Raw genomic sequence first — 23373 nt, 5'->3', positions numbered from 1 at the left:
CGGCGCGACGCGCCGGCACTCCCACCGCCGCGTGGGGCGCGGCAGGATAGCCGGCCGCACCGACGTTTCCGCTCCTCACCGGCGCGCTGACGCCGGGTTGTCCACAACGACCCGGTTATCCACAGAACGGGCGCGGTCGCCGCCACACTGCCCCGGCACCGCGCAATGTGGACGACATGACACCGCCACCGGCCCCTCCGTCCTCGACCGAGGGGATATACCTCGACAACCTCGGCGAGTTGATCGCCGGGCTGCCCAGCATGCTCGGCTTCCCGCCGACCGACTCTTTCGTGCTGGTCACCTTCCATGTCACCGACCGTCTCCAGCTCGGCGCCACCGTGCGCATGGACCTGCCGGAACCGCGGCACGGACCCGACATGGTGAGCCAGCTGTGCCTCGCGACGATCGCCAACGAACCCGACGTGGCCGTACCCGTGGTCATCGGTGGCGGCTCGGCCGACCCACCGGAGCTGCCGTACCGCTGGCTGGTCGACCTGGTCACGCACGAACTCGGCGAGGTCGACATTCCGACCGTGCACGCACTCTGGGTGCCCGCGATCGAGGAGGGCGAGACGTGGTGGTGCTACGAGGACGAGGAGTGCACCGGGCAGGTCCGCGACCCGCGAAGCTCGTCGTTCGCGGTCTTCCACGTGCTCGCCGGGGTGGTCCGCTACGGCAGTCGGGCGGAGATGGCCGGGCATCTCGCGCCGGACCCCGAGGACCGCGTGGCCCATCGCGCGCAGCTCTTGGCCGCGCGGACGGGGCAGGCCGTGGACGTCGACGCCAGCGCGAAGTGGGCCACCGTGCGGGCGGCGCTCGACGAGACCACCGAGATAGCCCTTCCGGAGCTCGAGGACGAGCGGATCGTGCTGCTCGCGGAGGCGTTGTGCGACCCGCTGGTTCGCGACAACTGCCTGCCGCTCGTGATCACCGGCGAGGCGGACGCGGCGGAGCGCCTGTGGACCGTGCTCGTCCGCGCGATACCGGCACCGGAACGCGCCGAGCCGGCGAGCCTGCTCGCCGTGCACGCCTACCTGCGTGGCGACGGCGTGGTCGCGAACATGGCGCTGGAGGTGGCGCTCGACGCCAACCCGGGCCACCACCTCGCCCTGCTGCTGCGGGAGTCGATCGATCGCGGCATGCCGCCGGGACGGTTCCGCGCGATGGTCGAGGAGAGCGTGGCCTGGGCCGAGCAGGTCAACGTCGAGGAGGCCGGACGATGACCCGCGAGGTCAGCGGCCGGCGCGAGCGCGGGCGAACTCCCAGGCGTCCCGCACGATGGTCTCGAGGTCCACGTGCCGGGGCTTCCAGCCGAGCTCGACCTGGGCCAGCTCGCTGGAGGCAACCAGCGTCGCCGGGTCGCCCGCGCGCCGGTCCTTCGTCTCTGCCGGGATCTCATGGCCGGTCACCGCCCGGCAGGCCTCGATGACCTGGCGCACGGAGAACCCGATCCCGTTGCCCAGGTTGTAGATCCGGTGCTCGCCCGGCGTGGCGTTCTCCAGCGCCAGCAGGTGCGCGTCGGCGAGATCGTTGACGTGGATGTAGTCGCGAATGCAGGTCCCGTCCTCGGTCGGGTAGTCCTCGCCGAACACGTGGATGCTCTCGCGCTGCCCGAGCGCGACCTGGAGCACCAGGGGGATCAGGTGCGTCTCGGTGGTGTGCCGTTCGCCGTACGCGCTGTAGGCACCGGCGACGTTGAAGTACCGCAGGCTCACCGCCGACAACCCGTACGCGGTTGCGTAGGAGGTGATCGCATGATCGATGGCCAGCTTGGAGGCGCCGTAGGTGTTGGTCGGCCGGGTGGCCGCGCTCTCCGGAATCGGCACCCGCTCCGGCTGGCCGTACACCGCGGCGGTCGATGAGAAGACGAGGCGAGGCGTGCCGGCCTCCCGGATGGCGTCCAGCAGGCGCAAGGAGGTGTGGACGTTGCCCCACCAGTACTTCGCAGGGTCCACCATGGACTCGCCGACCAGTGACTTGGCGGCGAAGTGGAGGACTCCGTCGAAGCCTTCGGCGAGCAGCGACCCGGCGGCGTCGCCGAGCTCGGCCTCGACGAACCGGCAGCCGGACGGCACAGCGTCGGCGTGCCCGGTCGACAGGTCGTCGACCACGACGACCTCGTGTCCGGACTCGACCAGCCGGGCGGCACACACGCTTCCGACATACCCGGCCCCGCCCGTCACGAGCAGCTTCACCGCGGTCCTCGCTTCCTCAGGTCTGCGGGTCCCCGGGTTGCTCGAGGCCCGTTCGTTCACGTCCGTCAGATGTCGCGGCCGGCGCCGGCTGCGGGCACCGCCGTGAACAGGCCCGGCGCCGGCAGCGACCGCTCGGCGAACGCCGCGTGCACCTTGTCCCCGACGATGCGCCGATCGTCCTGGCGCACCAGAGCGATCGCGGAACCGCCGAAGCCGCCGCCGGTCATCCTGGCACCCACGGCTCCGGCGCTGCGCGCCGCGTCCACCGCGACGTCCAGCTCGAGGCAGGACACACGGTAGTCGTCACGCAGGCTGTCGTGGGACGCGTTGAGCAGCTCGCCGATCTCGGCGAGGCGCCCGTCGCGCAGGAGCCCGACCGTGCTCCGGACACGGTCGTTCTCCGTCACCACGTGGCGCACGAGCGGTCGCAGCTTCTCGGGCAGCCGGGTGAGCGCCTCGTCGAGTCCGGGCGGCTCGACGTCGCGCAGGGCCGGTACGCCCAGGAGCTCGGCAGCCCGCTCGCAGCCGGCACGCCGCTCGCGGTAGCCGGACTCGCCGTGCGAGTGGCGAGCCCTGGTGTCGATCACGAGGACGTCGAAGCCCGCGGCGGCGGCGTCGAACGGGACCTGCTCCATCTCGCCCGAGCGGACGTCGAGGAACAGCACGCAGGCCTCGACGCAGCACAGCGACGCGGTCTGGTCCAGCAGGCCGGTCGGAACGCCGACGAAGTCGTTCTCCGACCGCTGCACCCAGGCGGCCACCTCGGCCCGGCTGGGCGCACCCGGCTGGTCCATCTCGGTCCCCGCCAGGCCCAGCAGCGCGAGCGCCGTCGCGCACTGCAACGCATGAGAGGAGGACAGACCCGCCCCCGCCGGCACGTCGCCGACGACCACCAGATCAGCCCCGGAGGTGAACCCCTGGTGACGCAAGACCCAGCTCACGCCGGAGGGGTACGCGGCCCACCCGGTGACCCCACGCGGCTCCAGCGCGCCCACCGGCACCGGCTCGGCACGCTGCGGGCGACCGTCGTCGCCGACCGTGGTGACCGCGAACAGCCCGTCCGAACGGGCCTGCGCGGCGACCGCGATCCGGTACGGCAGCGCGAAGGGCAGGACGAACCCGTCGTTGTAGTCGGTGTGCTCGCCGATGAGATTCACCCGGCCCGGGGCGGACCAGACCCCGGTGGGCCCGTGCCCGTGCAGGCGGGTGAACTCGTTCGCGGCGCGGGCGGGGACGCCGCCGCGCGTGGCGGCGCCGGGCACCTGGTTCGCATCCGTCCTGTCGTCGGTGCTCACTTGGCCCGGGCGAGGACCGCGTGCAGGATCGTCGGCGGCACATGGGCGGAGCTGGACTCGCCGCTGATCTCGATCGCGTTGCCGTCTCCCCTGGACGGGCCGACGTTGACGGTCTGGCCCGGCAGCACGCCGACGTCCTTGAGCTCGGCCATCAGGTCCGGGTCGAGCTGGACGTGCTCGGCGATGCGGCGGATCTCGACCTTGCCGCCACCGCGGCGGGCGACGTCGTCGACCCGCACGAGGTCGGCCTCGACAGGAGGCGCGGGCTCGCCCTCGCCGAGCTTGTCCAGGCCGGGGATCGGGTTGCCGTACGGGGACGTGGTGGGGTGGCCGAGCAGCTTGACCAGCTTGCGTTCGACGGCCTCGCTCATCACGTGCTCCCACCGGCAGGCCTCGCTGTGCACGTGCTCCCACTCCAGGCCGATCACGTCGACCAGGAGGCGCTCGGCGAGGCGGTGCTTGCGCATGACGGTGACGGCGAGTGCACGCCCGTGGTCGGTCAGCTCGAGGTGGCGGTCACCTGCGACGATGACCAGCCCGTCGCGCTCCATCCGGCCGACGGTCTGGCTCACCGTGGGTCCGCTCTGCCCGAGCCGTTCGGCGATCCTGGCGCGCAGCGGGACGACGCCCTCCTCCTCGAGCTCGTAGATCGTCTTGAGGTACATCTCGGTGGTGTCGATGAGCTCGTTCACGCCATTCCCCTTCGTGCCGGGACAAGGTCGCGGTCGGGTCCGGATGAGGTCACCCACCCCGCCTGGTGGGGCACCGGACAGCGGGGTGAGGGCTCGAGAGTCACCTGGGGTGAAGCCACACCACGTCGCTACGCGGACTCGTCGACACCATGCTAGTCGCTGGCCCAGCCGCAGCAGCGTCGTGGTCGCACAGGGTGAACGCAGTGGGCCTGATCGGCCCGAACGCGGTCGCCGGACGTCCGCGAGAATGGGCCGGTGACTTCTCCGCTGGTGTCGTGTGCCGAGCTCGCCGCGTCGTTGGCCGGCGCGAATCCGCCCGTCCTGCTCGACGTGCGGTGGAAGCTGGGCGGCCCGCCCGGTCGCGCGGACTACGACCGTGGGCACCTGCCGGGCGCGGTCTACGTCGACCTGGACACCGAGCTGGCCGGACCGCCCGGTGCGGCCGGTCGGCATCCGCTGCCCGACCCGGAGGCCCTGCAGCGCACGCTACGGGCCGCCGGGGTGCGTGGCGACCGGCCGGTGGTCGTGTACGACGCGGACAACGGGTCGATCGCGGCGCGGGCGTGGTGGCTGCTGCGCTGGGCAGGCCACGAGCGCGTCGCGGTGCTGAACGGCGGGTTCGCGGCGTGGACCGCCGAGGGACGGCCGGTCAGCACCGACGCACCCGCCCCGGAGCCGGGCGACATCACCGTGCGGGCGGGCGGCATGCCGGTCCTGGACCCGTCGGCCGCGGCGCGGCTGGCGCGGGACGGGGTGCTGCTCGACGCGCGGGCACCGGAGCGGTACCGGGGCGACGTGGAGCCGATCGACGCGCGGGGTGGGCACATCCCGGGCGCGGTGAACGCGCCGTTCGCCGGCCATGTCGGCGAGGACGGCCGGTGGCGGCCGGCGGCCGGGCTCGCCGAACGGTTCGCCGACCTCGGGGTGAGAGAGGACCGCCCGGTGGGCGCCTACTGCGGTTCGGGTGTCACGGCAGCATCGGTGGTGCTGGCGCTCGAGGCGGCCGGCGTCACGAGCACGGCCGAGCCGGCGGCACTGTATGTGGGCTCGTGGTCGGAGTGGAGCGGCGACCCGGACCGCCCGGTCGCCACGGGAGCCGTCCCGGGCTGACCCTCGATCGGGTCCCGGCCGGGGAGGCCAGGGCGGCGTTCGTAACCGGGCTGAGCGGCCAAAGCGCGGTTAGGGTGGCCGCATGACTGCGCCGGCTGCGATCGTCTGGGACTCGGCTCTGTTGGGGTACGACCTCGGCGGCGAGCACCCGCTGCATCCGATCCGCCTCGAGCTCACGATCCGGCTGGCGAAGGCGCTCGGCGTGCTCGACGGGGTCGAGCTGCTCGTGCCCGAGGAAGCACCCCTGGAAGAGATCGAGCGCATCCACGACTCCGGCTACGTCGCGGCCGTCCGCGATGCGCCGATGGCCGGATGGGATGTCGGCCACGGGCTCGGCACGCCGGACAACCCCATCTTCGACCGGATGCACGAGGCGTCCGCGATGGTGGTCGGCAGCTCGCTTCTCGCGGCCAAGCAGATCGCATCCGGGGCCACCAAACGGGCCGCGAGCATCGCCGGCGGCCTGCACCACGCCATGCGCGACCGGGCCGCCGGGTTCTGCGTGTACAACGACACCGCCGTCGCCATCTCCTGGTTGCTGGACAACGGGTTCGAGCGCATCGCCTACCTCGACACCGACGTCCACCACGGCGACGGCGTGCAGGACGCCTTCTACGACGACCCCCGCGTCCTCACGATCTCCCTGCACCAGAACCCGCTGACCCTCTTCCCCGGCACGGGTTTCGCCGACGAGACCGGCGGGCCGGGCGCCGAGGGCATGGCGGTCAACGTTCCGCTGCCGCCCTACACCAACGACCGCGCGTGGTTCCGCGCGTTCCACGCGGTCGTTCCCTCGCTGCTGCAGGCTTTCCGCCCGCAGTTGCTCGTCAGCCAGTGCGGCGTGGACACGCACGACGAGGACCCGCTCGCCTCATTGTCGCTGTCGGTCGACGGGCACCGGCAGATCTACCGCACCGTCCGCGAGCTCGCCGAGCAGTTCGCCCGTGGCAACTGGCTCGCCTGTGGCGGTGGCGGCTACCAGCTCCTGCGCGTGGTGCCGCGGTCCTGGACGCACCTGCTCGCGACGATGCTCGACCGCGAGGTCGACCCGGGCACGACGCTTCCCCGCGAGTGGACGGACTTCGTGGACGAGATCGCCCCGAGCGCCGAGCTGCCGGGCGCCATGACAGACAAGAAGAGCACCGACTTCGAGCCGTGGGACGGCACTGTCGACGAGCGGGTCGACAGCACGATCCGCGACACCCGGCGGGCCGTCTTCCCCCTGCACGGCCTGGACCCGGACGACCCGAGAGACTGAGGCCGGGGGCCGCGGCATGGACCCGTTCGACTACCCGAAGGCGTGGGAGGCGGACGTCGTGCTGTCCGACGGCGGCACTGTCCACTTGCGACCCGTAGTGCCGACGGACGCGGACGCGATCCTGGCCTTCCACGGCCGGCTGTCCGACCGCACCCGCTACCTGCGCTACTTCGGCGCCTACCCGCAGATCCCGCCGCGCGACCTGCAACGGTTCACCACCGTCGACCACCACGACCGGGTCGCGTTCGTCGCCAAGCTCGGCGACGACATCATCGCCGTCGCCCGCTACGAGCACCTGGCCGGCACCGACTCCGCCGAGGTCGCCTTCGTCGTCGAGGACGCGCACCAGCACCGCGGCCTCGGCCCCATCCTGCTCGAGCACCTCGCCGCCGCGGCCCGCGAGAGCGACATCCGCACGTTCGTCGCCGAGGTGCTCGCCGAGAACTCCGGCATGCTCGGCGTCTTCCGTGCGGCCGGCTACAAGCTGACGCGCGCCATGGAGGAAGGCGTCTTCCACCTCGAGTTCGCCATCGACCCCACCGACGAGTCCGTCGCCGTCGCCCGCTCCCGCGAGCAGGCCGCCGAAGCGCGCAGCGTGCACAACCTGCTGCACCCGCGCTCGGTCGCGCTCATCGGCGCCTCCGCCGACCCGGACAAGATCGGCTACGCGGTGCTGGGCAACCTGCTGCGCGCCGACTTCGCCGGTCCCGTCTACCCGGTCAACGCCGAGCGCGCATCCGTCCGCGGCGTCCGCGCATACCCGAGCGTGCTCGACATCCCCGACCCCGTCGACCTCGCCGTCGTCGCCGTGCCGGCCGCCAGCATGGACGACGTCATGGACGCCTGCCTCGCGAAGGGCGTGAAGGCGCTCGTCGTGATCTCCTCCGGTTTCGCCGAGACGGGCCCGCACGGCGAGAGCGCGGAGCGCCGGCTCGTCGACGAGGCCCGCGCGCACGGCATGCGGGTCATCGGCCCCAACGCACTCGGCGTGATCAACACCGACCCGCGGACGAGGCTCAACGCCACGCTCGCACCGCGTATCCCGGGCCGGGGCCGTACCGGGTTCTTCTGCCAGTCCGGCGCGCTCGGCACCGCGATCCTCGCCGACGCAACCGCCCGCGGTCTCGGCCTGTCCACGTTCGTCTCCGCCGGCAACCGCGCCGACGTGTCCGGCAACGACCTGCTCCAGTACTGGGAGACCGACCCGGCCACGGACGTGGTCCTGCTCTACCTCGAGTCGTTCGGCAACCCGCGCAAGTTCGCCCGGCTCGCGCGCCGGCTCGGCCGCGTCAAGCCTGTCGTCGCGGTGAAGTCCGGGCGCAACGCCGTGCTACCGGCACTCGCGGCCACCTCGGTCGAGGTCGACGAGGCCGGCGTCGCCGCGCTGTTCGAGCAGGCCGGCGTCATCCGCGTCGAGTCGATCGCCCAGCTCTTCGACACCGCGCTGCTGCTCGCGCACCAGCCGCTGCCGCGCGGCCGCCGGGTCGCGATCGCCGGCAACTCCTCGGCCATCGGCGTGCTCGCCGCGGATGCCGCGCTGTCTCGCGAACTCGAGCTAGCCGGCGCGCCGGTCGACGTCGGGGCGGCCGCCGGACCGGACGTGTTCGCCGATGCCGTCCGCGCCGCGCTGCGCGATCCCGACGTCGACTCGCTCGTCGTCGTCTTCGTGCCGCCGCTGTCGATCCCCGGCACCGCGTACGCGCGCGCCATCCGCGACGTCGTCGCCGACCTCGGCCCCGACGAGCGCAAGCCGATCGTCTCCACGTTCCTTGCCACCGAAGGGATCCCGGACGAGCTGGCGGTACCCGGGCCCGGCGGGGCGCCCGGCCGCGGCTCGATCCCGTCCTACCCGAGCCCGGAACGCGCGGTCCTCGCGCTTGCCCGCGCCACCCGCTACGCGAGCTGGCGCGCGGCACCGAAGGGCGCGCTGGTGCGCCCCGAGGGGGTGGACGCCGCCACCGCACGCGAGATCGCGGCGTCCGGTGTGGACGAACTGTCCGACGACGAGACCGTGCGGCTGCTCGCCAGCTACGGCATCGACGTCGTGCCCTACCGCGTGGCGACGAGCGCGGACGCGGCCGTCACGGCCGCGCGGGAGCTGGGCTTCCCGGTGGCGGTGAAGGCGACCGGCGAGCGGTTCTGGCGCCGCGCGGATCTGGCCGGTGCCCGGCTCGATCTGTCCACTCCGGACTCGGTGCGTGCGGCGTACGCGGACATGACCGAGCTCTCCGGCACCGAGGAGGTCTACGTCCAGCGCATGGCGCCGCGGGGTACCGGCTGCGCGATCGGCGTCCAGGACGACCCGTCGTTCGGCACGCTCGTCTCGTTCGGACTGTCCGGTGTGGTCACCGAGCTGGTCGGCGACCGGGCATACCGCGCGCTGCCGCTGACCGACGTCGACGCCGCGGCACTGGTCCGCGCACCGAAGGCCGCGCCGCTGCTCACCGGCTACGGCGGAACCGAGCCCGCCGACCTCGGCGCGCTCACCGATCTGGTCATCCGGATCGCCGCGCTCGCCGAGGACGTGCCGCGCGTGCGCTGGCTCGCGATGGAGCCGATCCTCGCCACCGCGGCCGGTGCGCAGGTGGTGCGAGCCCGGGTGAAGGTCGGCCCGCCACCGTCGCTGCAGGACAGCGGACCGCGCCGGCTTCGGTCGCTGGGCGCCGGCATCATACGAAAGTAGGGTTTAGGAAATAGGTGCAACGCGGCGCGGTCCGGGGCTCGTCCTCTGCACATGAAACGCCTAGGAACCGTCGTTGGCGCCGGCGTTCTGCTCCTGCTCGCGAGCGCTTGCGCCAACCAGCAGGAAAGCCAGGACAACGCGGGTGGCGACACCCGCCCGACCGAGACGTCGGCGCCGGCGCAGGAACAACCTGACAGGCAGCCGGCGCGGACCCCACCGTCCGGCGGCGAGAAGGTCACCACAGGTCAGATCGACTCGACGGCACTGTCGAAGAACTACCCCGTCATGGTGTGGACCGAGGACGACGGCATGACCGTCGGCGTGGTCGCCCAGGAGGGTGGCTGCGGCAAGGCCAGCGTCGAGAACGCCGAGACCGAGAAGCAGGTCACCGTCACGATGATCGAGACCACGCCGAAGGCGCCGCAGGCGTGCACCATGGACCTGCGCTACCCGAAGCTCACCACCGAGCTGAAGGCGCCGCTCGGCGACCGCAAGGTTGTCCTGAAGAACGTGGAGCGCAAGAGCTAGACCTCTCTCCTCTCCCCACCAGGTGCCCGGCCGCGCGCGCCCCTGTGCGGCCGGGCACCCCTCCTTGTGTGCAACCGTCCGGACCGCGGCTAACGTCCTCACACCATGAGGGCACTCCGCATCGCCGCCGTCGTTCTCGCCGCGGCGGCCGGGCTCACCGCGTGCGGCCAGGACGCGGGCACCGCCAGTGGGTCCGCACCAGCAACGTCGTCGAGCGCTGCCAGCACGTCGCCGGCCTCCGTCGAGCCGCCGAGTGCCTCGTCGACCAAGCCACCGGCGCCCGCCAGCCCGCCGTCGGGTCAGCCGGGCCAGCCGGCCGCGCCGATCTCCCTCTCACCCACCGGCGACGTGGTCGTCGCCGACGGGGTGACCCAGGTGCCCGCCGCGCAGATCGACGCCGGCGCCCTGCCGACCTACTACGAGCACCACGGCGACGTGTGGGTGTACGACGACGGCTACTCGCTCGCGATGTTCGCCGCGGCCAGCAGCGGCTGCTCGGACGCGGAGGCGGTCGTGGTCGACCAGTCCGCCGACGGCGTCAAGATCACCATGCGTCCGCTGGACCAGCAACCGGGTGACCGGCCGGACAACGGCGGCGCGTGCTCGGCCGTGATGACGCCCCGGCCGGTCGCGGTGAAGCTGGACCAGCCGCTCGGCGACCGCACGATCTACCTGGGCATCGGCCGCTGAGCCGACAGGGTCACCGCCGGAACGCGATCTGCAGGACCGGCTGCGACGTGCCGGCGAAGAAGTCGTTGCCCTTGTCGTCCACCACGATGAACGCGGGGAAGTCCTCGACCTCGATCTTCCACACGGCTTCCATGCCGAGCTCTGGGTACTCGAGCACGTCGACCTTCTTGATGCAGTCCTGTGCCAGCCGCGCTGCCGGCCCGCCGATCGAGCCGAGGTAGAAGCCGCCGTGGCTCTGGCAGGCGTCGGTGACCTGGCGCGAACGGTTGCCCTTGGCGAGCATGACGAGCGAGCCGCCGGCGGCCTGGAACTGCTCGACGTAGGAGTCCATCCGCCCGGCGGTCGTGGGCCCGAACGAGCCGGACGCGTAGCCCTCCGGCGTCTTGGCCGGGCCGGCGTAGTAGACGGGGTGGTCGCGCAGGTACTGCGGCATCGGTTCGCCCGCGTCCAGCCGCTCCTTGATCTTGGCGTGCGCGATGTCGCGCGCTACGACGAGCGGTCCGGACAGGGAGAGGCGGGTCTTCACCGGCAGCTTCGTGAGCGTCGCGCGGATGTCGGCCATCGGCTGGTTCAGGTCGATGCGCACGACCTCGTCGGTGAGCTCGTCGTCGACGACGTCCGGCAGGTACCGCGCCGGGTCGCGCTCGAGCTGCTCGATGAAGACGCCGTCGGCGGTGATCTTCGCCTTCGCCTGCCGGTCGGCCGAGCACGACACCGCGAGCCCGACCGGGCAGGAGGCGCCGTGCCGGGGCAGGCGGATCACGCGGACGTCGTGGCAGAAGTACTTGCCGCCGAACTGCGCGCCGATGCCGAACTGCCGCGTCATCTCGAGCACCTGCTGCTCGAGGTCGACGTCGCGGAACGCGTGCCCGGCCGGGGAGCCCTCGGACGGGAGGTCGTCGAGGTACCGGGCGGAGGCGAGCTTGGCGACCTTGAGGTTGTACTCGGCCGACGTGCCGCCGACGACGATTGCGAGATGGTACGGCGGGCAGGCGGCGGTGCCGAGGCTGCGCAGCTTCTCGTCGAGGAAGCGGGCGAGGCGCTTGGGGTTCAGCAGCGCCTTGGTCTCCTGGTACAGGAACGTCTTGTTGGCGCTGCCGCCGCCCTTGGCGAGGAAGAGGAACTCGTACTCCGGCTTGTCGCCGTCCTTGTGGTAGAGCTCGACCTGCGCGGGGAGGTTCGTGCCGGTGTTGCGCTCCTCCCAGAAGTTGAGCGGGGCGAGCTGCGAGTAGCGCAGGTTCAGCTCCTGGTAGGCCTGGAAGATCCCCTTGGACAGCGCGGCCTCGTCGCGGCCACCGGTGAGCACGTTCTCCGTGCGCTTGCCGATGACGATGGCGGTGCCGGTGTCCTGGCACATGGGCAGCACGCCGCCCGCGGAGATGCAGGCGTTGCGGAGCAGGTCCATCGCGACGAAGCGGTCGTTGCCGCTGGCCTCGGGGTCGTCGACGATCGCGCGGAGCTGGGCCAGGTGCGAGGAGCGCAGCAGGTGCTGGATGTCCCGGACGGCCTCCTTGGCGAGCGCCGTCAGCGCTTCGGGTTCGACCTCGAGGAAGCGCCGGCCGGCGGCCTCGACGAGCCGCACGCCGTCGGCGGTCATCAGGCGGTACTCGGTGTGGTTGTCCGGCCCGATCGGCAGGGCCTCGGTGTACGAGAACTCAGTGGGCACCGTTGGGACTCCCTTTGGCACGGATGGGATTCCCGCACGCTACCGCGAGCCCGAGCCCACCCCGAAAGCGGTGCAGCCCCGAAGAACGCGACGCCACACCAAGGGGAATGGTGCGGCGCCAGGAAGACCGGCGCCGCCCGAAGGGTGTGGCGCACAGTGGAAGTGACGCCGCGCCGAACGGAGTGGGGGGCTGCGCCGAAGGAGTGGCGCCGCCGGAGCGGGGAGGCGCGGTCGCCGGAGGTGGTGGCCGGGCCGCCGAGGGGCATGGTGCGGCGTCGAAGAGAGTGAGCGGTCGCCGAAGGGACGGCGCGGCGCCGCCGGAGCGAGGAGGTGCGGTCGCCGGAGGTGGTGGGCTGGGCCGCCGAGGGGGCATGGTGCGGCGCCGGAGGGAATGAGCGGTCGCCGAAGGGATCGCGCGGCGCCGGAGGAAGTGATGCCCGCTGCGCGCCGAAAGGGTGGGCGGCCGCCGAAGAGGGTGGTGGCCGCCGAAGGATGGTGCGGCGCCGCAGATACTGGCGCGGCGCCGGAGGGTGGGGGTGCGAGCACGAAGAGAATGATCTGGCGCCGAAGAGCGTGATGCCACCCGAGAAAGAGTGCGATGCCGGCCCCGAGAAAGTGGTGCTGGTCTCGCCATCGGCGACCACGCCGGGTCGAGAGGAGCTCGCACCGTGGGGGGTTTGGGGCGCTCGGCCCCCCAGCATCATCCTGGAGGCAAGGCGGTGAGCGCTGTCCGCGAACAGGCGGGCGGATGCCGGAAGGCCGGGGCAGCCCCCGGCTGTCCCGACCTCCCGTAGGGTGCGGCTACGGATTGTAGCGAGGCATCCGCGCCGCGTAGTCCTTTGACTTGACCGTGCCGCGATCGCGGTCACATGTCAATGGTCAGTAATGCATCTGCATCAAGGACGTAGCGACGCGCGTAAAGGTTGCTCGGTCCGGGGAATCGGGTCCCGGCTGGTCAGCTGGCGTACGCCCGCAGTCGCTCGGCGCGCTCGCCCTGGCGGAGCTTCGACATCACTTCGCGCTCGATCTGGCGCACCCGCTCGCGGGACAGGCCGAACCGCTTACCAATCTGGTCGAGGGTGTGTGGCTGTCCGTCATCGAGGCCGTACCGCAACCGGATCACCGACTGCTCGCGCTCGTCCAGCGTCGCCAGCACGCGGCGCAGGTCGTCGTGCAGCAGGCCGGAGATCACGGCGCTCTCGGCGTCGGTCGCCTCGCCGTCCTCGATGAAGTCGCCCAGCGGGGCGTCCTCCTCCGAGCCGACCGGCATGTCCAGGCTTACCGGGTCACGCGCGTGGTCGAGCAGGTCGGCGACCTTCTCCGGGGTGAGCCCGACCTCGACGGCCAGCTCGTCGTTGGTCGCCTCGCGGCCGAGCTGCTGGTGCAGGTCGCGCTTGATGCGCGCGAGCTTGTTCACCTGCTCCACGAGGTGGACGGGCAGGCGGATCGTGCGGCCCTGGTCGGCCATGCCGCGGGTGATGGCCTGGCGGATCCACCAGGTCGCGTACGTGGAGAACTTGAAGCCCTTGGTGTAGTCGAACTTCTCGACCGCGCGGATGAGGCCGAGGTTGCCCTCCTGGATCAGGTCGAGCAGCGGCATGCCACGCCCGGTGTAGCGCTTCGCGAGCGACACGACGAGGCGCAGGTTCGCCTCGAGCAGGTGGTTCTTGGCCAGGTGGCCGTCGCGGACCAGCGCCTTGAGCTCCGTCCGCTTCGCACTGCCCGGCATGTCCGTCTCGAGCATGTGCTGCGCGAAGACCCCCGCCTCGATGCGCTTGGCCAGCTCGACCTCCTGCGCCGCGGTCAGCAGTGCGGTGCGGCCGATGCCGTTGAGGTACACGCGGACCAGGTCGGCCGCGGGGCCCTGGGCGTCCAGGTCGACCTCGGCGGGCTCCGGCACGCGCTGCTGTGGGACCGTCATGCTCTCCCTCCCCCTGTTCGCGGGCTGGTGTGCTGTCCGTCACACACCGGCGCCTCATGCCCGGTGAGCCTCGAGCGGATCGCCCCGTCCGTGGCCGGACACTTTCCAGAACGTGTTCACTGCTCGATTCGTTCCCGACTGCCCAACTGGATGACGTCATTCGCGCCACACCGGTTGCTCAACCAAACCTGAGCTTTTCCTTAGAGAGACGGCCTGGCTTCCCGAGATGTGACGGGGTACCCGCGGTGACGCCGCACACTCACACTTCGACGATCACGGTGAACGGACCGTCGTTGGCGCTCTCGACCGACATCATCGCGCCGAACACGCCGGTCTCGACCCGGGCGCCGCGCTCGCGCAGCGCGGCCACGACCGCGTCCACGAGTGGCTGCGCCTGTTCCGGACGGGCGGCCGCGGTCCATGACGGGCGGCGGCCCTTGCGCGTGTCGCCGTACAAGGTGAACTGGCTGACGACGAGCAGCGGCGCGCCCGTGGTGGCGCAGGACTGCTCGTCGCGCAGGACGCGGAGCTCGTGGAGCTTGCGGGCCATCGTCGCGGCCTGGCCCTGGGTGTCCGAAGTGGTGACACCGAGCAGCACGAGCAGGCCGGGCTCGGCGAAGGAACCGACTACGGATCCGTCGACCGTCACGCTCGCGCGCGTCACCCGCGCCACCACCGCCCGCACGGCGATCATGGTCGCAGGGCTGGGTCAGCGGCGCGCCAGCAGGTGGAAGAACCGCGCGGTCAGCAGCTGCGGCATCCGGTCGGCCAGCGCGATCTCGAGTCGCTCCAGCTGCTTGAGGAACGCGGGGTCGTGGCCGACGTCGGGCATGAGATCGCTCACGCACCGCACGCCGTAGCGGACGACCTCCTCGACGCCGAGCTCCGCGAGCAGCGCGACGAGCTCGCCCACCGTCGCCCCGTCGCGGCACAGCGCGGCCCGGGCCTCGACGGGGTCGTTCGACCGGACGGCCGCGTGCAGGGGGTCGAAGTCGACGTTCGGACCGAGCAGGGACAGCAGCCCGCCGTCGCGCAGCGGCGCGTACACCGCGCGCAGCACCTCGCCGGGCTCGTCGACGTAGTGCAGCAGGTTGTGGCACAGGACGACGTCGAACTCGTGCCCGGCGAACACGTCGGGGGCGTCCAGCGCGCCGGCCTGGACCACGTGCAGCCGATCGGCGACGTCGAGCGCGTCGGCCGTCTCGATCGCGGTGCTGAGCATCGCGCCCGCCGGGTCGAGCACGGTGACCTCGTGGCCGAGCGCGGCCAGCCGGACGGCCTCGACCCCGTTGCCGCCCGCCACGTCGAGCACCCGCTGGGGGCCCGGAGCCACGTGCCGCAGGAGGTTCGCCTCGGTCACGGCGAAGCGCAGACGTTCCAGCGGGCGCTGCTGGCACAGGTCCAGTCGGGGATCGACCCCGCTCAACGTCATGTGCTCTTCATACCGGCTTTCCACCGGTCTTCGAGATAGTCCACCCGGATGGCGCAATCCGGCTCACGGAGTGGCAGCATGGTCGCAGGAGGTGGTGTCGTGAAGGCCGAGCGAGACGACACCCCGGTTCTCATCACCGAGGCGGCGCTGTCCTACGACGAGGAATACGCGGCTCGGAAGCGCAAGTACCTCACGATGATGTTCATGCGGCTGCCGTGCCTCATCCTCGCCGGCATCTTCCACGACACCTGGTGGCTCGCGCTCGGGTTCATCGTCCTGTCCATCCCGCTGCCGTGGGTCGCCGTGCTCATCGCGAACGACCGCCCGCCCCGCAAGGCCGAGCAGGTCAGCCGCTACGAGCGCCAGGCCAGGGCGATCGAGAGCGGCGAGCACAAGGTCATCGACGGCTGAGCGGCGGCTGCGCGCCCACCTGTCCGACCGCGAGAGCGCCGAGCCGGACACCCGCCAGCAGGCACTCCGCCGCCGGCTTCCCCGCGAGCCACGCGTCGAGCAGGCCCGCGTCGAACGCGTCGCCCGCCCCGGTCGAGTCGACGCAGGAGCCCGGCGCCGCCGGCACCGACTCGGTCCCGGACCGGTCCACCCAGCTCGCCCCGGCCGGCCCGGTGGTGACCGCGACCGCGCCGAACACCTCCAGCAACCCGCCCGCCCCGGCGGGCTCCCGCGAGCCGGTCAGCACCTCCAGCTCGTCCAGGTTCGGCAGCAGCAGGTCCACCCCGGCGAGCGCGGACACGAAGCCCGCCGGGTCGGTGATCAGCCCGGCCGACTGCGGGTCCACCGATGTGGTCAGCCCCCCGGTGCGGGCGGCCGCGAGCATGGCGAGGCCGGCGTCCCGCGACGAGTCGTCCAGCAGCACGTAGCCCGACAGGTGCAGGTGGTCCGCCTCCGCGAGCAGGGCCGGGTCGAGGTCGGCGAGCGTCATGCGCTTGCCGGCGCCGCGGTCGGGGAGCATGCTGCGCTGCCCGTCGCCGTCGACCAGCACCACCACGCACGCGGTGCTGGCGTCCTGGTCGATTGTGAATGCGCAACGCACCCCGGCGGTGGTTAGCTCCTCACGTGCCTGACGCCCCGCTACGTCGTCGCCGACCCGAGCCACCAGTACCGTCGAGACCCCGCAGTAGGCCAGCCACGAGGCGGTGTTGGCCCCCGCGCCACCCGTCGTGACCGAGATGCTGGCGCGCGAGTCGCCGCCGTGTACGACCGGTCCGGCATGACGGGCGACCACGTCCACCGCCGCGTCGCCGACGACAACGATCGTGTTCGACATAAGGGCACGGAGGCTAACGGCGTGGCCACCGCGAAGGCCAGTGGGCCGGTCCTGGCCGCGCTCGTCCGCGCCGGGTTCCGCCGTTTCGCCACCTACCGGCAGGCGACCGTCGCGGGGGCTTTCACGAACACGGTGTTCGGCTTCGTGCGCTGCTACGTGCTGCTCTCGCTCGCCGATGCCGGGGGACGGGTCGCCGGGTACGACCGCGCGCAGCTCGCCACGTTCGTCTTCGCCGGCCAGGGCATGATCGCGGTCGTCAACTTCTGGGGTCCGGCCGACTTCGCCGAACGGGTGCGCACCGGCGACATCGCCGCCGACCTGCTGCGCCCGCTCGACCTGATGGTCGGCTACCTCGCCGCCGACCTGGGGCGCGCCTGCCACGCGATGCTGACCCGGTTCGTGGTTCCCGTGCTCGCCGGGGTGCTCGCGTTCGACTTCTACCTGCCCGAGCACGCGTGGACCTACCCGCTGTACGCCGTCTCGCTGCTGCTCGCGGTGCTCGTGTGCGGGGTGTGCCGGTACCTGGTCAACCTCACCGCGTTCTGGCTGCTGGACATCCGCGGCCCGCGGCAGGTGTGGGTGCTGGCCTCCACCGTCGGCTGCGGGCTCGCGTTCCCGCTGCCGCTGCTGCCCGACGCGGTCGCCGCCGCGCTGTGGCTCGCCACCCCGTTCCCCGCCCTCATGCAGGCTCCGCTCGACGTGCTCGTCGAACGGGGCGGAACCGGGCACGCCCTGGTGCTGATCGCCGGCCAGCTCGCGTGGCTCGCGATCGTGACCGGGCTGGCGCGGCTGGTCCAGCGGCACGCGCTGCGGCGGCTGGTGATCCAGGGTGGGTAGCGGCGGCCCTTACCGGCGCATGGTGGTCGCGCAGGTCCGCGGGCAGACCCAGTACCGCGCCTCGTTCGTCATCGACCTCGTGGGCAGCGCGCTGTTCTCGCTGACCGACGTGCTCGCCGTGTTCGTCATGTTCTCCGTCAACGGCAGCCTGGGCGGGTTCGGCGGCCGCGAGGTGCTGCTGATGGTGGGCATCGCCGCGTGTGCGTTCCCGGTGGCCGACCTCGCGGTGGGCAATGTCGAGCGGCTGCCGTTCTACGTCCGCACCGGCCTGTTCGACACGGTGCTCGTGCGGCCGCTGTCGTCGCTGGGCCAGTTGCTGGCGATGGACTTCGCGCCGCGGCGGTTCGGGCGGGCCGGGCAGGGCGTGGTGATCTACCTGATCGCGCTCGTCGCGGCCCCGGTCGACTGGCACGCCTGGACCGCGATCCTCGCCGTGCTCGCCCCGCTGGCCGGTGCGGTGTTCTTCGGCTCGCTGATCGTGGCGGGCGCGACCGTCGCGTTCTGGTGGGTCGAGTCGGGGGAGATCGCGTTCGCCTTCACCTACGGCGGCAAGGACTTCGCCACCTACCCGGTCACGGTTTTCGGCGGGTTCTTCCGCCGGTTCTTCGCCTACGGTCTCGGCTTCGCGTTCGTCGCCTACCTGCCCGCGCTCGCCATGCTCGGCAGGCCGGACCCGCTCGGCGTGCCGGCCTGGCTGCACTGGTGCTCGCCGCTGACCGCACTGCTCGCCGCCGCGCTCGCCGGGCTGTTCTGGCGCACCGGCGTCCGCCACTACCGGAGTACGGGATCATGAGCGACCACGTAATCGTGACATCGGGGCTGCGCAAGGACTTCACCGTACGGCGCAAGGCCGGCCGGGTACGTCGCGAGCGGCGGGTCGTGTCCGCTGTGGACGGTGTGGACCTGACGGTCCGCGAGGGCGAGCTGCTCGGCTACATCGGACCGAACGGCGCGGGGAAGTCGACGACGCTGAAGATGCTGACCGGCGTGCTGGCGCCGAGCGCGGGGGAGGTGTCGGTGTGCGGGCTGACGCCGGTGCCGCAGCGCACCACGCTCGCCCGGCGGATCGGCGTCGTGTTCGGCCAGCGCTCGCAGCTGTGGTGGGACCTGCCGCTCGTCGACTCGTTCGAGCTGCTGCGGCACGTGTACCGGGTGCCGGCCGGCGACCACGCGGCCCGGCTCAAGCGCTGCCGCTCGCTGCTGGACCTCGACGAGTTCCTCGAGACCCCGGTGCGCCAGCTCTCGCTCGGCCAGCGGATGCGTGGCGAGCTGACGGCGGCGCTGCTGCACGGACCGCGGGTGCTGTTCCTCGACGAGCCGACGATCGGGCTGGACGTGCTGTCGAAGCAGGCGGTCCGGTCGTTCCTCGGGGAGCTGGACGCCCGGGGCGACACGACGATCGTGCTGACCACCCACGACCTCGCGGACATCGAGAAGCTGTGCCGGCGGCTGGTCGTGATCGACCACGGCCGGGTCGTGCACGACGGCACGGTGGAGGAGCTGCACGCCGCGTACCGGTCCAAACGGCGGGTGGTCGCCGACCTCGACGCGCCGTGGCCGGACGTGGCGCTGCCCGGCGCGTCCGTGGAGCGGGTCGAGGCGGACGGGTTGCGGGTGACGCTCACGTTGGACGGAGCGACCGCGGGGGAGGTCGTCGCCCGGCTCGCCGGCGCGGTGGCGCTGCGTGATCTTTCCGTGCTGGAGCCCGAGATCGAGGACGTCGTGGCGCGCCTGTACCGGAGCTAGCTGGTGTAGGTTCCCGGCCATGACTGGGGCGATCATCAGGCTCGACATGACCATGTCACTGGACGGCTTCGTCGCCGGACCGCGGGACGACGCGGACGCGCCGATGGGTGTGGGCGGCTTCCGCCTCTTCAACTGGCTCGACCTGCGCGACGAACCCGGACCGAACCGCGAGGTGTACCGCCAGCACCTGGCGACCCGGGCGGTCATCGCCGGCCGCCGCACGTACGAGCTGGCCGACCACTGGGGCGGCGACCACCACGACGGCGTGCCGATCTTCATCCTGACCCACGACGTGCCCGCCGAACCGCCGCCGGGCAGCGTCCGCTTCGTCACCGACGTGGGCGACTGCGCCGCGCAGGCCCGGGCCGCGGCCGGGGACGCGGCGGTGATGGTGCACGGCGCGGGGGCGGGCCAGGCGCTGCTGCGGGCCGGCGAGCTCGACGAGCTGGAGCTGCACGTCGTACCGGTGCTGCTCGGGCAGGGCCGGCGGCTGTTCGACGAGCTGCCGGCCGAGACCGTCGAGCTCGAGCTGGTGCGCGTGCTGACGACGCCGGACACCGTGGACGCCGCGCGCCAGGTCATGCACCTGCGCTACCGCGTGCACCGCTAGCCGCCGCGCGCCAGCTCCACCGCGATCTCGGCGGCCAGGGTCACGTTCGACAGCACCAGCGCCTCGTTCGTGTCCAGGGACGCGCCGTCGCTCGCCGTGTGGAAGTGCTCCAGCAGCACCGGGGTCACGTCGCCGCCGCGCACGTCCGACGCGGCGACCTTCGCCATGCCCTCCGACAGCAGCCGGTCGTGCAGCGCCGCGTCGAGCTCGTGCTCGACCGGCACCGGGTTCGCGACCAGCACGCCCGAGTGCGCCGGCCCGCGCCTGTGCTCGGCGATCACCGCGGCGGCCGCGGCCGGGGTGTCCACCCGCCACGGCACGCCGAAGTGGGACTCGCGGCGGTAGAAGGCGGGGAACGAGTCGGTCCGGTAGCCCAGCACCGGCACCGAGCGGGTCTCCAGCACCTCGATCGTCGCCGCGATGTCGAGCACCGACTTCACACCCGAGCACACGACCGCGACCGGCGTCGAGGCCAGCACGTCCAGGTCGGCCGACACGTCCCACGACGACGCCTGGCCGGGCGAGGGGAGGTGCACCCCGCCGAGCCCGCCGGTACCGAACACGCCGATGCCGGCCGCGTGCGCGATCAGCGCGGTCGACGCGATCGTCGTGGCGCCGTCGCGGCCGAGCGCGATCGCGGGGCCGAGGTCGCGTGCCGAGAGCTTGGCGAGGCCGGCGGCCGGGTCGCACACCCGGTCCAGGCCGGCCGGGTCGAGGCCGACGCGCAGCCGGCCGTCGAGCACCGCGATCGTGGCCGGCACGGCGCCCGCCGCGCGCACCGCGTCCTCCACCGCGTCCGCGACCTTGCGGTTGCGGCCGGGCGGCAGGCCATGCGCGAGCAGCGTGCTCTCGAGCGCCACCACGGCAGTGCCGTCGGCGAGCGCGGCGGACACGTCCCCGGCAACCCGCATGCTCTCCTCGAGTCCGTTCACGAGCGCTGACCGATCTCGGGCACCGTCATCACCCCATCGTGCCCGATGACCGTGACCATGCCCGTCCCGAGGAGGGCGGTCAGGCCGCGGGGAAGGTCCAGCGCGTCGGCGACCCCTCGAAGTCGCTCGACATGAGGCCGACCGCGCGCCGCGGTCGCACTCGGCCCACGGCCGCCTGGTCGGGGCTGAAGAACTCGACCGGGTACTCCGTCCGGTACTTCACGTTGACGACGGCGACGAACCGGATCAGCCGGTCGGCCTCCGTGACGAGCTCGACGGGTCCCTCCAGCACCACGGGGTTCTCGGGGTCCTCTGTGGACACAGCGACCGGCGAGCCGGCGCGGATGTTGCGAATCTTCCGCGAGTGCGGGCTCGCGGAGAACCACAGCGCGTCGTCGTCCCACACCGCCCACACGGGAGACAGGTGTGGCCGCCCGTCCGGCCACACCGTCGCGATCCAGAAGTCGTGGCTCTCCCGCAGGCGGGCGAGCGCCCAGGTCCAGGGAAGCAGGCCGGTGCCCTTGCCGGCCGGCAGCGTGCCGTATCCGGGCATGTAGGGACGGGATGCGTCAGGCTCGACCATGGGCCCGGCCTTCTTCCTCGCTCTTTGTTCAGTCGAAGATCCCCCGCTGTTTGGCGACCTCCCGCAGCCACCCTTCGATCTGCTGCTCCCAGTGTGTGCGTCCGATGGCCGCGTAGTCGACGACGAACATGCCGACCATCGACTGGCCGCGCGCGCCGAGGCCGCCGCCCTTGAGTACGCGGACGCGCTTGTTGACGTCCAGCACGACCTGCACGTCCCGCGGCCGGGCGAGGAAGGTGACCGAGACCTCGTTGAACACGTTGGCGAAGCTCTGCGGCGGCGCGAAGTCGATCTCCTGGAAGAACGGCAGCTGCTGGTCGGCCCCGTTCATCCGCTCCTGGACCAGGTTCGCCGAGCGGAACTGGAAGCCCAGCCTGCTCATCGCGTCGAGGATCCGGTGCTGCGCGGGCACCGGCTCGATCGGGATCGCGTCGACGTCCTGCGGGTCGACCATCGTGCGGCTGAGGTTGAGGTTCGTCTGCAGGCCGACGGCCATGCCGGTGAGATACTTGCCGAGGACCGTGGTCACGGGTGTCTCCCACGGCATCTGGACCTCGAAGGGCACCTTGATCTGCGCGCCGGCGCGGACCAGCTCCTTGCCGGCCAGGTGCACGTTCTGGAACGGAAGGTCGACCACCGCGGGGCCGTCACCGTTGGTGCTCTCCCGCTCGACCCTGGCGAGCAGGGTGACCCCGAGCGACTCGACCTCCTGGTCGACCTGACCGCCGGCGAGCATGACCTCGCCGTGCAACGTGCCGCCGGGGCGCACGTTCCGATCAAGAATCCGGGCGTCGACGGTGGCGCCGCCCTGGCCGAAGCTGGCCATCACCTTCTGGAACATGGGCCGAATCCTGCCAGTACCCGATCTGGTGCGGCGGTGTTTCGGGCATCATGGGGAGCGTGAGTACGCAGACGCTGCCCGAGGTCGACACCAGGCCGGAGGGCACCGACACGACGGGTGACGACACCCCGAAGATGTTCCACTACGTCCGCAAGGACAAGATCGCCGAGAGCGCCGTGACCGGCTCGATGGTAGTCGCCCTGTGCGGCGAGGTCTTCCCGGTGACGCGCTCGCCCAAGCCCGGGTCGCCGGTGTGCCCGGAGTGCAAGAAGATCTTCGACGGGCTCCCGCCCGGCGGCGAGGACTAGCTCGCGGTCAGCCTGCCCTGCGCGCCACGACGAGCAGGTAGTCGTAGCCGAGGCCGGCACGCATCTCGCCCGCCGCGTACGCCAGGAAGCGGCGGTCCAGCGCCGCCGGGTCCTCGGCCTCGGCGAACGCCGCGATGACCGGACCGAAGTTCGCCTTGTAGTAGGCGCAGTACTCCTCGGCCGAGGAGAAACGCGACACCGCGAGCCGCTCCTCGACGGCGGTGAACGCCGACACCCCGTCCCCGAACAACGACCGCACGTGGTCCGGATCGCCCCACGACAAGGCCGGCGAGCCGCCGAAGACCTCGAAGAAGCCGCCGATCGAGCCGCCGGGCGTCCAGTTGACCATCCCCACGACGCCGCCGGGCCGGCACACCCGCACCAGCTCGTCGGCCGTCGCTCGCTGGTCCGGCGCGAACATCGCCCCCACGCACGACAGCACCACGTCGAACTCGGCGTCGGAGAACGGCAGCTTCTGGGCGTCCCCGAACACCCACTCCACCGGCGCCCCCGACGAGCGCGCCGCGTCGAGCAGCTCCGGCGTGATGTCCGCGCCGACCACCGACGCGCCCACCTCGGCCGCCGCGAGCGCGGCCAGCCCGCTGCCCGTCCCCACGTCCAGCACCCGCTGCCCGGCCCGCACACCGCACGCCGCCACGAGCCGCGGCCCCAGCCCGCCGACCACCTCGCGCGCCAGCCGGGGGTAGTCGCCGAGAGCCCACATGTTCATGGGCCAAGCCTCACCGTCCGGTCAGGCCCGC

General features: G+C 72.2%; 24 protein-coding genes. 12 read left to right on the top strand and 12 right to left on the bottom strand.

Translation table 11 applies throughout. From position 1 onward, the window contains the following. Nucleotides 1–176: 176 nt before the first annotated feature. The gene (locus tag VH969_RS17880) at nt 177–1223 is read left to right on the top strand and encodes a DUF4192 domain-containing protein (RefSeq protein ID WP_331975566.1); all 1047 of its coding nucleotides are present in this window, start codon (nt 177–179) and stop codon (nt 1221–1223) included. A gap of 9 nt (nt 1224–1232) precedes the next feature. On the opposite strand, the gene galE is transcribed toward VH969_RS17880, so the two are convergent. The 3 genes from galE to VH969_RS17865 form a co-directional block, all read right to left on the bottom strand. Beyond that, nucleotides 1233–2195, bottom strand: a complete 963-nt coding sequence (gene galE / locus VH969_RS17875; protein ID WP_331975564.1) for a UDP-glucose 4-epimerase GalE — start codon at nt 2193–2195, stop codon at nt 1233–1235. A gap of 65 nt (nt 2196–2260) precedes the next feature. Continuing rightward, a complete protein-coding gene (galK, locus tag VH969_RS17870; RefSeq protein ID WP_331975576.1) occupies nt 2261–3457 on the bottom strand; it encodes a galactokinase in 1197 nt (398 codons plus the stop codon). A 29-nt stretch (nt 3458–3486) separates the two neighbouring features. Further along, nucleotides 3487–4182 (bottom strand): iron-dependent transcriptional repressor DtxR, encoded by a 696-nt coding sequence (locus VH969_RS17865; protein WP_331975562.1) that lies wholly within the window; start codon nt 4180–4182, stop codon nt 3487–3489. A 255-nt stretch (nt 4183–4437) separates the two neighbouring features. Here VH969_RS17865 and VH969_RS17860 point away from each other — a divergent pair, with 255 nt between their 5' ends. From VH969_RS17860 to VH969_RS17840, 5 genes are all read left to right on the top strand, one after another. Then, nucleotides 4438–5292: a sulfurtransferase gene (locus VH969_RS17860; protein WP_331975560.1), complete on the top strand. Its 855-nt coding sequence runs from the start codon at nt 4438–4440 to the stop codon at nt 5290–5292. A gap of 82 nt (nt 5293–5374) precedes the next feature. Next, nucleotides 5375–6550 (top strand): acetoin utilization protein AcuC, encoded by a 1176-nt coding sequence (locus VH969_RS17855; protein ID WP_331975558.1) that lies wholly within the window; start codon nt 5375–5377, stop codon nt 6548–6550. Nucleotides 6551–6566: 16 nt separating this feature from the next. After that, on the top strand, nt 6567–9233 hold the full coding sequence (locus tag VH969_RS17850) for a bifunctional acetate--CoA ligase family protein/GNAT family N-acetyltransferase (RefSeq protein ID WP_331975556.1): 2667 nt from the start codon (nt 6567–6569) through the stop codon (nt 9231–9233). 51 nt (nt 9234–9284) lie between these two features. Further along, nucleotides 9285–9761: a hypothetical protein gene (locus VH969_RS17845; RefSeq protein WP_331975554.1), complete on the top strand. Its 477-nt coding sequence runs from the start codon at nt 9285–9287 to the stop codon at nt 9759–9761. A 105-nt stretch (nt 9762–9866) separates the two neighbouring features. Next, nucleotides 9867–10451, top strand: a complete 585-nt coding sequence (locus VH969_RS17840) for a hypothetical protein (protein ID WP_331975552.1) — start codon at nt 9867–9869, stop codon at nt 10449–10451. Nucleotides 10452–10461: 10 nt separating this feature from the next. Here the strand turns inward: VH969_RS17840 and VH969_RS17835 are convergent, their stop codons facing one another. From VH969_RS17835 to VH969_RS17820, 4 genes are all read right to left on the bottom strand, one after another. Then, complete coding sequence (locus tag VH969_RS17835; protein ID WP_331975550.1) at nt 10462–12117, bottom strand: fumarate hydratase; 1656 nt, start codon at nt 12115–12117, stop codon at nt 10462–10464. 955 nt (nt 12118–13072) lie between these two features. Beyond that, a complete protein-coding gene (locus tag VH969_RS17830) occupies nt 13073–14038 on the bottom strand; it encodes a sigma-70 family RNA polymerase sigma factor (protein WP_331975548.1) in 966 nt (321 codons plus the stop codon). 259 nt (nt 14039–14297) lie between these two features. After that, the gene (gene dtd, locus VH969_RS17825; protein WP_331975574.1) at nt 14298–14723 is read right to left on the bottom strand and encodes a D-aminoacyl-tRNA deacylase; all 426 of its coding nucleotides are present in this window, start codon (nt 14721–14723) and stop codon (nt 14298–14300) included. Between the two features lie 24 nt (nt 14724–14747). Further along, nucleotides 14748–15470: a class I SAM-dependent methyltransferase gene (locus VH969_RS17820; protein WP_331975546.1), complete on the bottom strand. Its 723-nt coding sequence runs from the start codon at nt 15468–15470 to the stop codon at nt 14748–14750. 78 nt (nt 15471–15548) lie between these two features. Between VH969_RS17820 and VH969_RS17815 the strand changes: the two genes are divergently transcribed. Next, complete coding sequence (locus tag VH969_RS17815; protein WP_331975544.1) at nt 15549–15881, top strand: DUF3099 domain-containing protein; 333 nt, start codon at nt 15549–15551, stop codon at nt 15879–15881. On the opposite strand, the gene VH969_RS17810 is transcribed toward VH969_RS17815, so the two are convergent. Continuing rightward, nucleotides 15868–16755: a carbohydrate kinase family protein gene (locus VH969_RS17810; RefSeq protein WP_331975542.1), complete on the bottom strand. Its 888-nt coding sequence runs from the start codon at nt 16753–16755 to the stop codon at nt 15868–15870. The two genes, VH969_RS17815 and VH969_RS17810, sit on opposite strands and share 14 nt — an antisense overlap. Nucleotides 16756–16776: 21 nt before the next feature. On the opposite strand from VH969_RS17810, the gene VH969_RS17805 reads away from it, so the two are divergent. From VH969_RS17805 to VH969_RS17790, 4 genes are read left to right on the top strand one after another with little or no spacing between them, the layout of a single operon-like run. Further along, entirely contained in the window at nt 16777–17592 is an 816-nt protein-coding gene (locus VH969_RS17805; RefSeq protein ID WP_331975540.1) for an ABC transporter permease, read from the top strand. Continuing rightward, a complete protein-coding gene (locus VH969_RS17800; protein ID WP_331975538.1) occupies nt 17585–18385 on the top strand; it encodes an ABC transporter permease in 801 nt (266 codons plus the stop codon). The genes VH969_RS17805 and VH969_RS17800 overlap by 8 nt, the downstream gene beginning before the upstream one ends. After that, nucleotides 18382–19338, top strand: a complete 957-nt coding sequence (locus VH969_RS17795) for an ABC transporter ATP-binding protein (RefSeq protein ID WP_331975536.1) — start codon at nt 18382–18384, stop codon at nt 19336–19338. The genes VH969_RS17800 and VH969_RS17795 overlap by 4 nt, the downstream gene beginning before the upstream one ends. Nucleotides 19339–19357: 19 nt before the next feature. Then, nucleotides 19358–19948 (top strand): dihydrofolate reductase family protein, encoded by a 591-nt coding sequence (locus VH969_RS17790; RefSeq protein ID WP_331975534.1) that lies wholly within the window; start codon nt 19358–19360, stop codon nt 19946–19948. Here VH969_RS17790 and VH969_RS17785 read toward each other — a convergent pair. From VH969_RS17785 to VH969_RS17775, 3 genes are all read right to left on the bottom strand, one after another. Then, nucleotides 19945–20859, bottom strand: a complete 915-nt coding sequence (locus VH969_RS17785) for a pseudouridine-5'-phosphate glycosidase (protein ID WP_331975532.1) — start codon at nt 20857–20859, stop codon at nt 19945–19947. The genes VH969_RS17790 and VH969_RS17785 overlap by 4 nt on opposite strands. 100 nt (nt 20860–20959) lie before the next feature. Continuing rightward, entirely contained in the window at nt 20960–21463 is a 504-nt protein-coding gene (locus VH969_RS17780) for a pyridoxamine 5'-phosphate oxidase family protein (protein ID WP_331975530.1), read from the bottom strand. Nucleotides 21464–21491: 28 nt separating this feature from the next. Then, nucleotides 21492–22304 (bottom strand): sporulation protein, encoded by an 813-nt coding sequence (locus tag VH969_RS17775; protein ID WP_331975528.1) that lies wholly within the window; start codon nt 22302–22304, stop codon nt 21492–21494. Nucleotides 22305–22354: 50 nt separating this feature from the next. Between VH969_RS17775 and VH969_RS17770 the strand changes: the two genes are divergently transcribed. Beyond that, nucleotides 22355–22612, top strand: a complete 258-nt coding sequence (locus tag VH969_RS17770) for a DUF3039 domain-containing protein (protein ID WP_331975526.1) — start codon at nt 22355–22357, stop codon at nt 22610–22612. A 7-nt stretch (nt 22613–22619) separates the two neighbouring features. Here the strand turns inward: VH969_RS17770 and VH969_RS17765 are convergent, their stop codons facing one another. Continuing rightward, on the bottom strand, nt 22620–23342 hold the full coding sequence (locus VH969_RS17765; protein WP_331975524.1) for a class I SAM-dependent methyltransferase: 723 nt from the start codon (nt 23340–23342) through the stop codon (nt 22620–22622). Between the last annotated feature and the right edge of the window lie 31 nt (nt 23343–23373).

Source organism: Actinophytocola sp., assembly GCF_036555685.1.
Taxonomy (GTDB): domain Bacteria; phylum Actinomycetota; class Actinomycetes; order Mycobacteriales; family Pseudonocardiaceae; genus Actinophytocola.
Note: the sequence above shows the minus strand (reverse complement) of the source record. Positions and strands in the feature narration are given on the sequence as shown.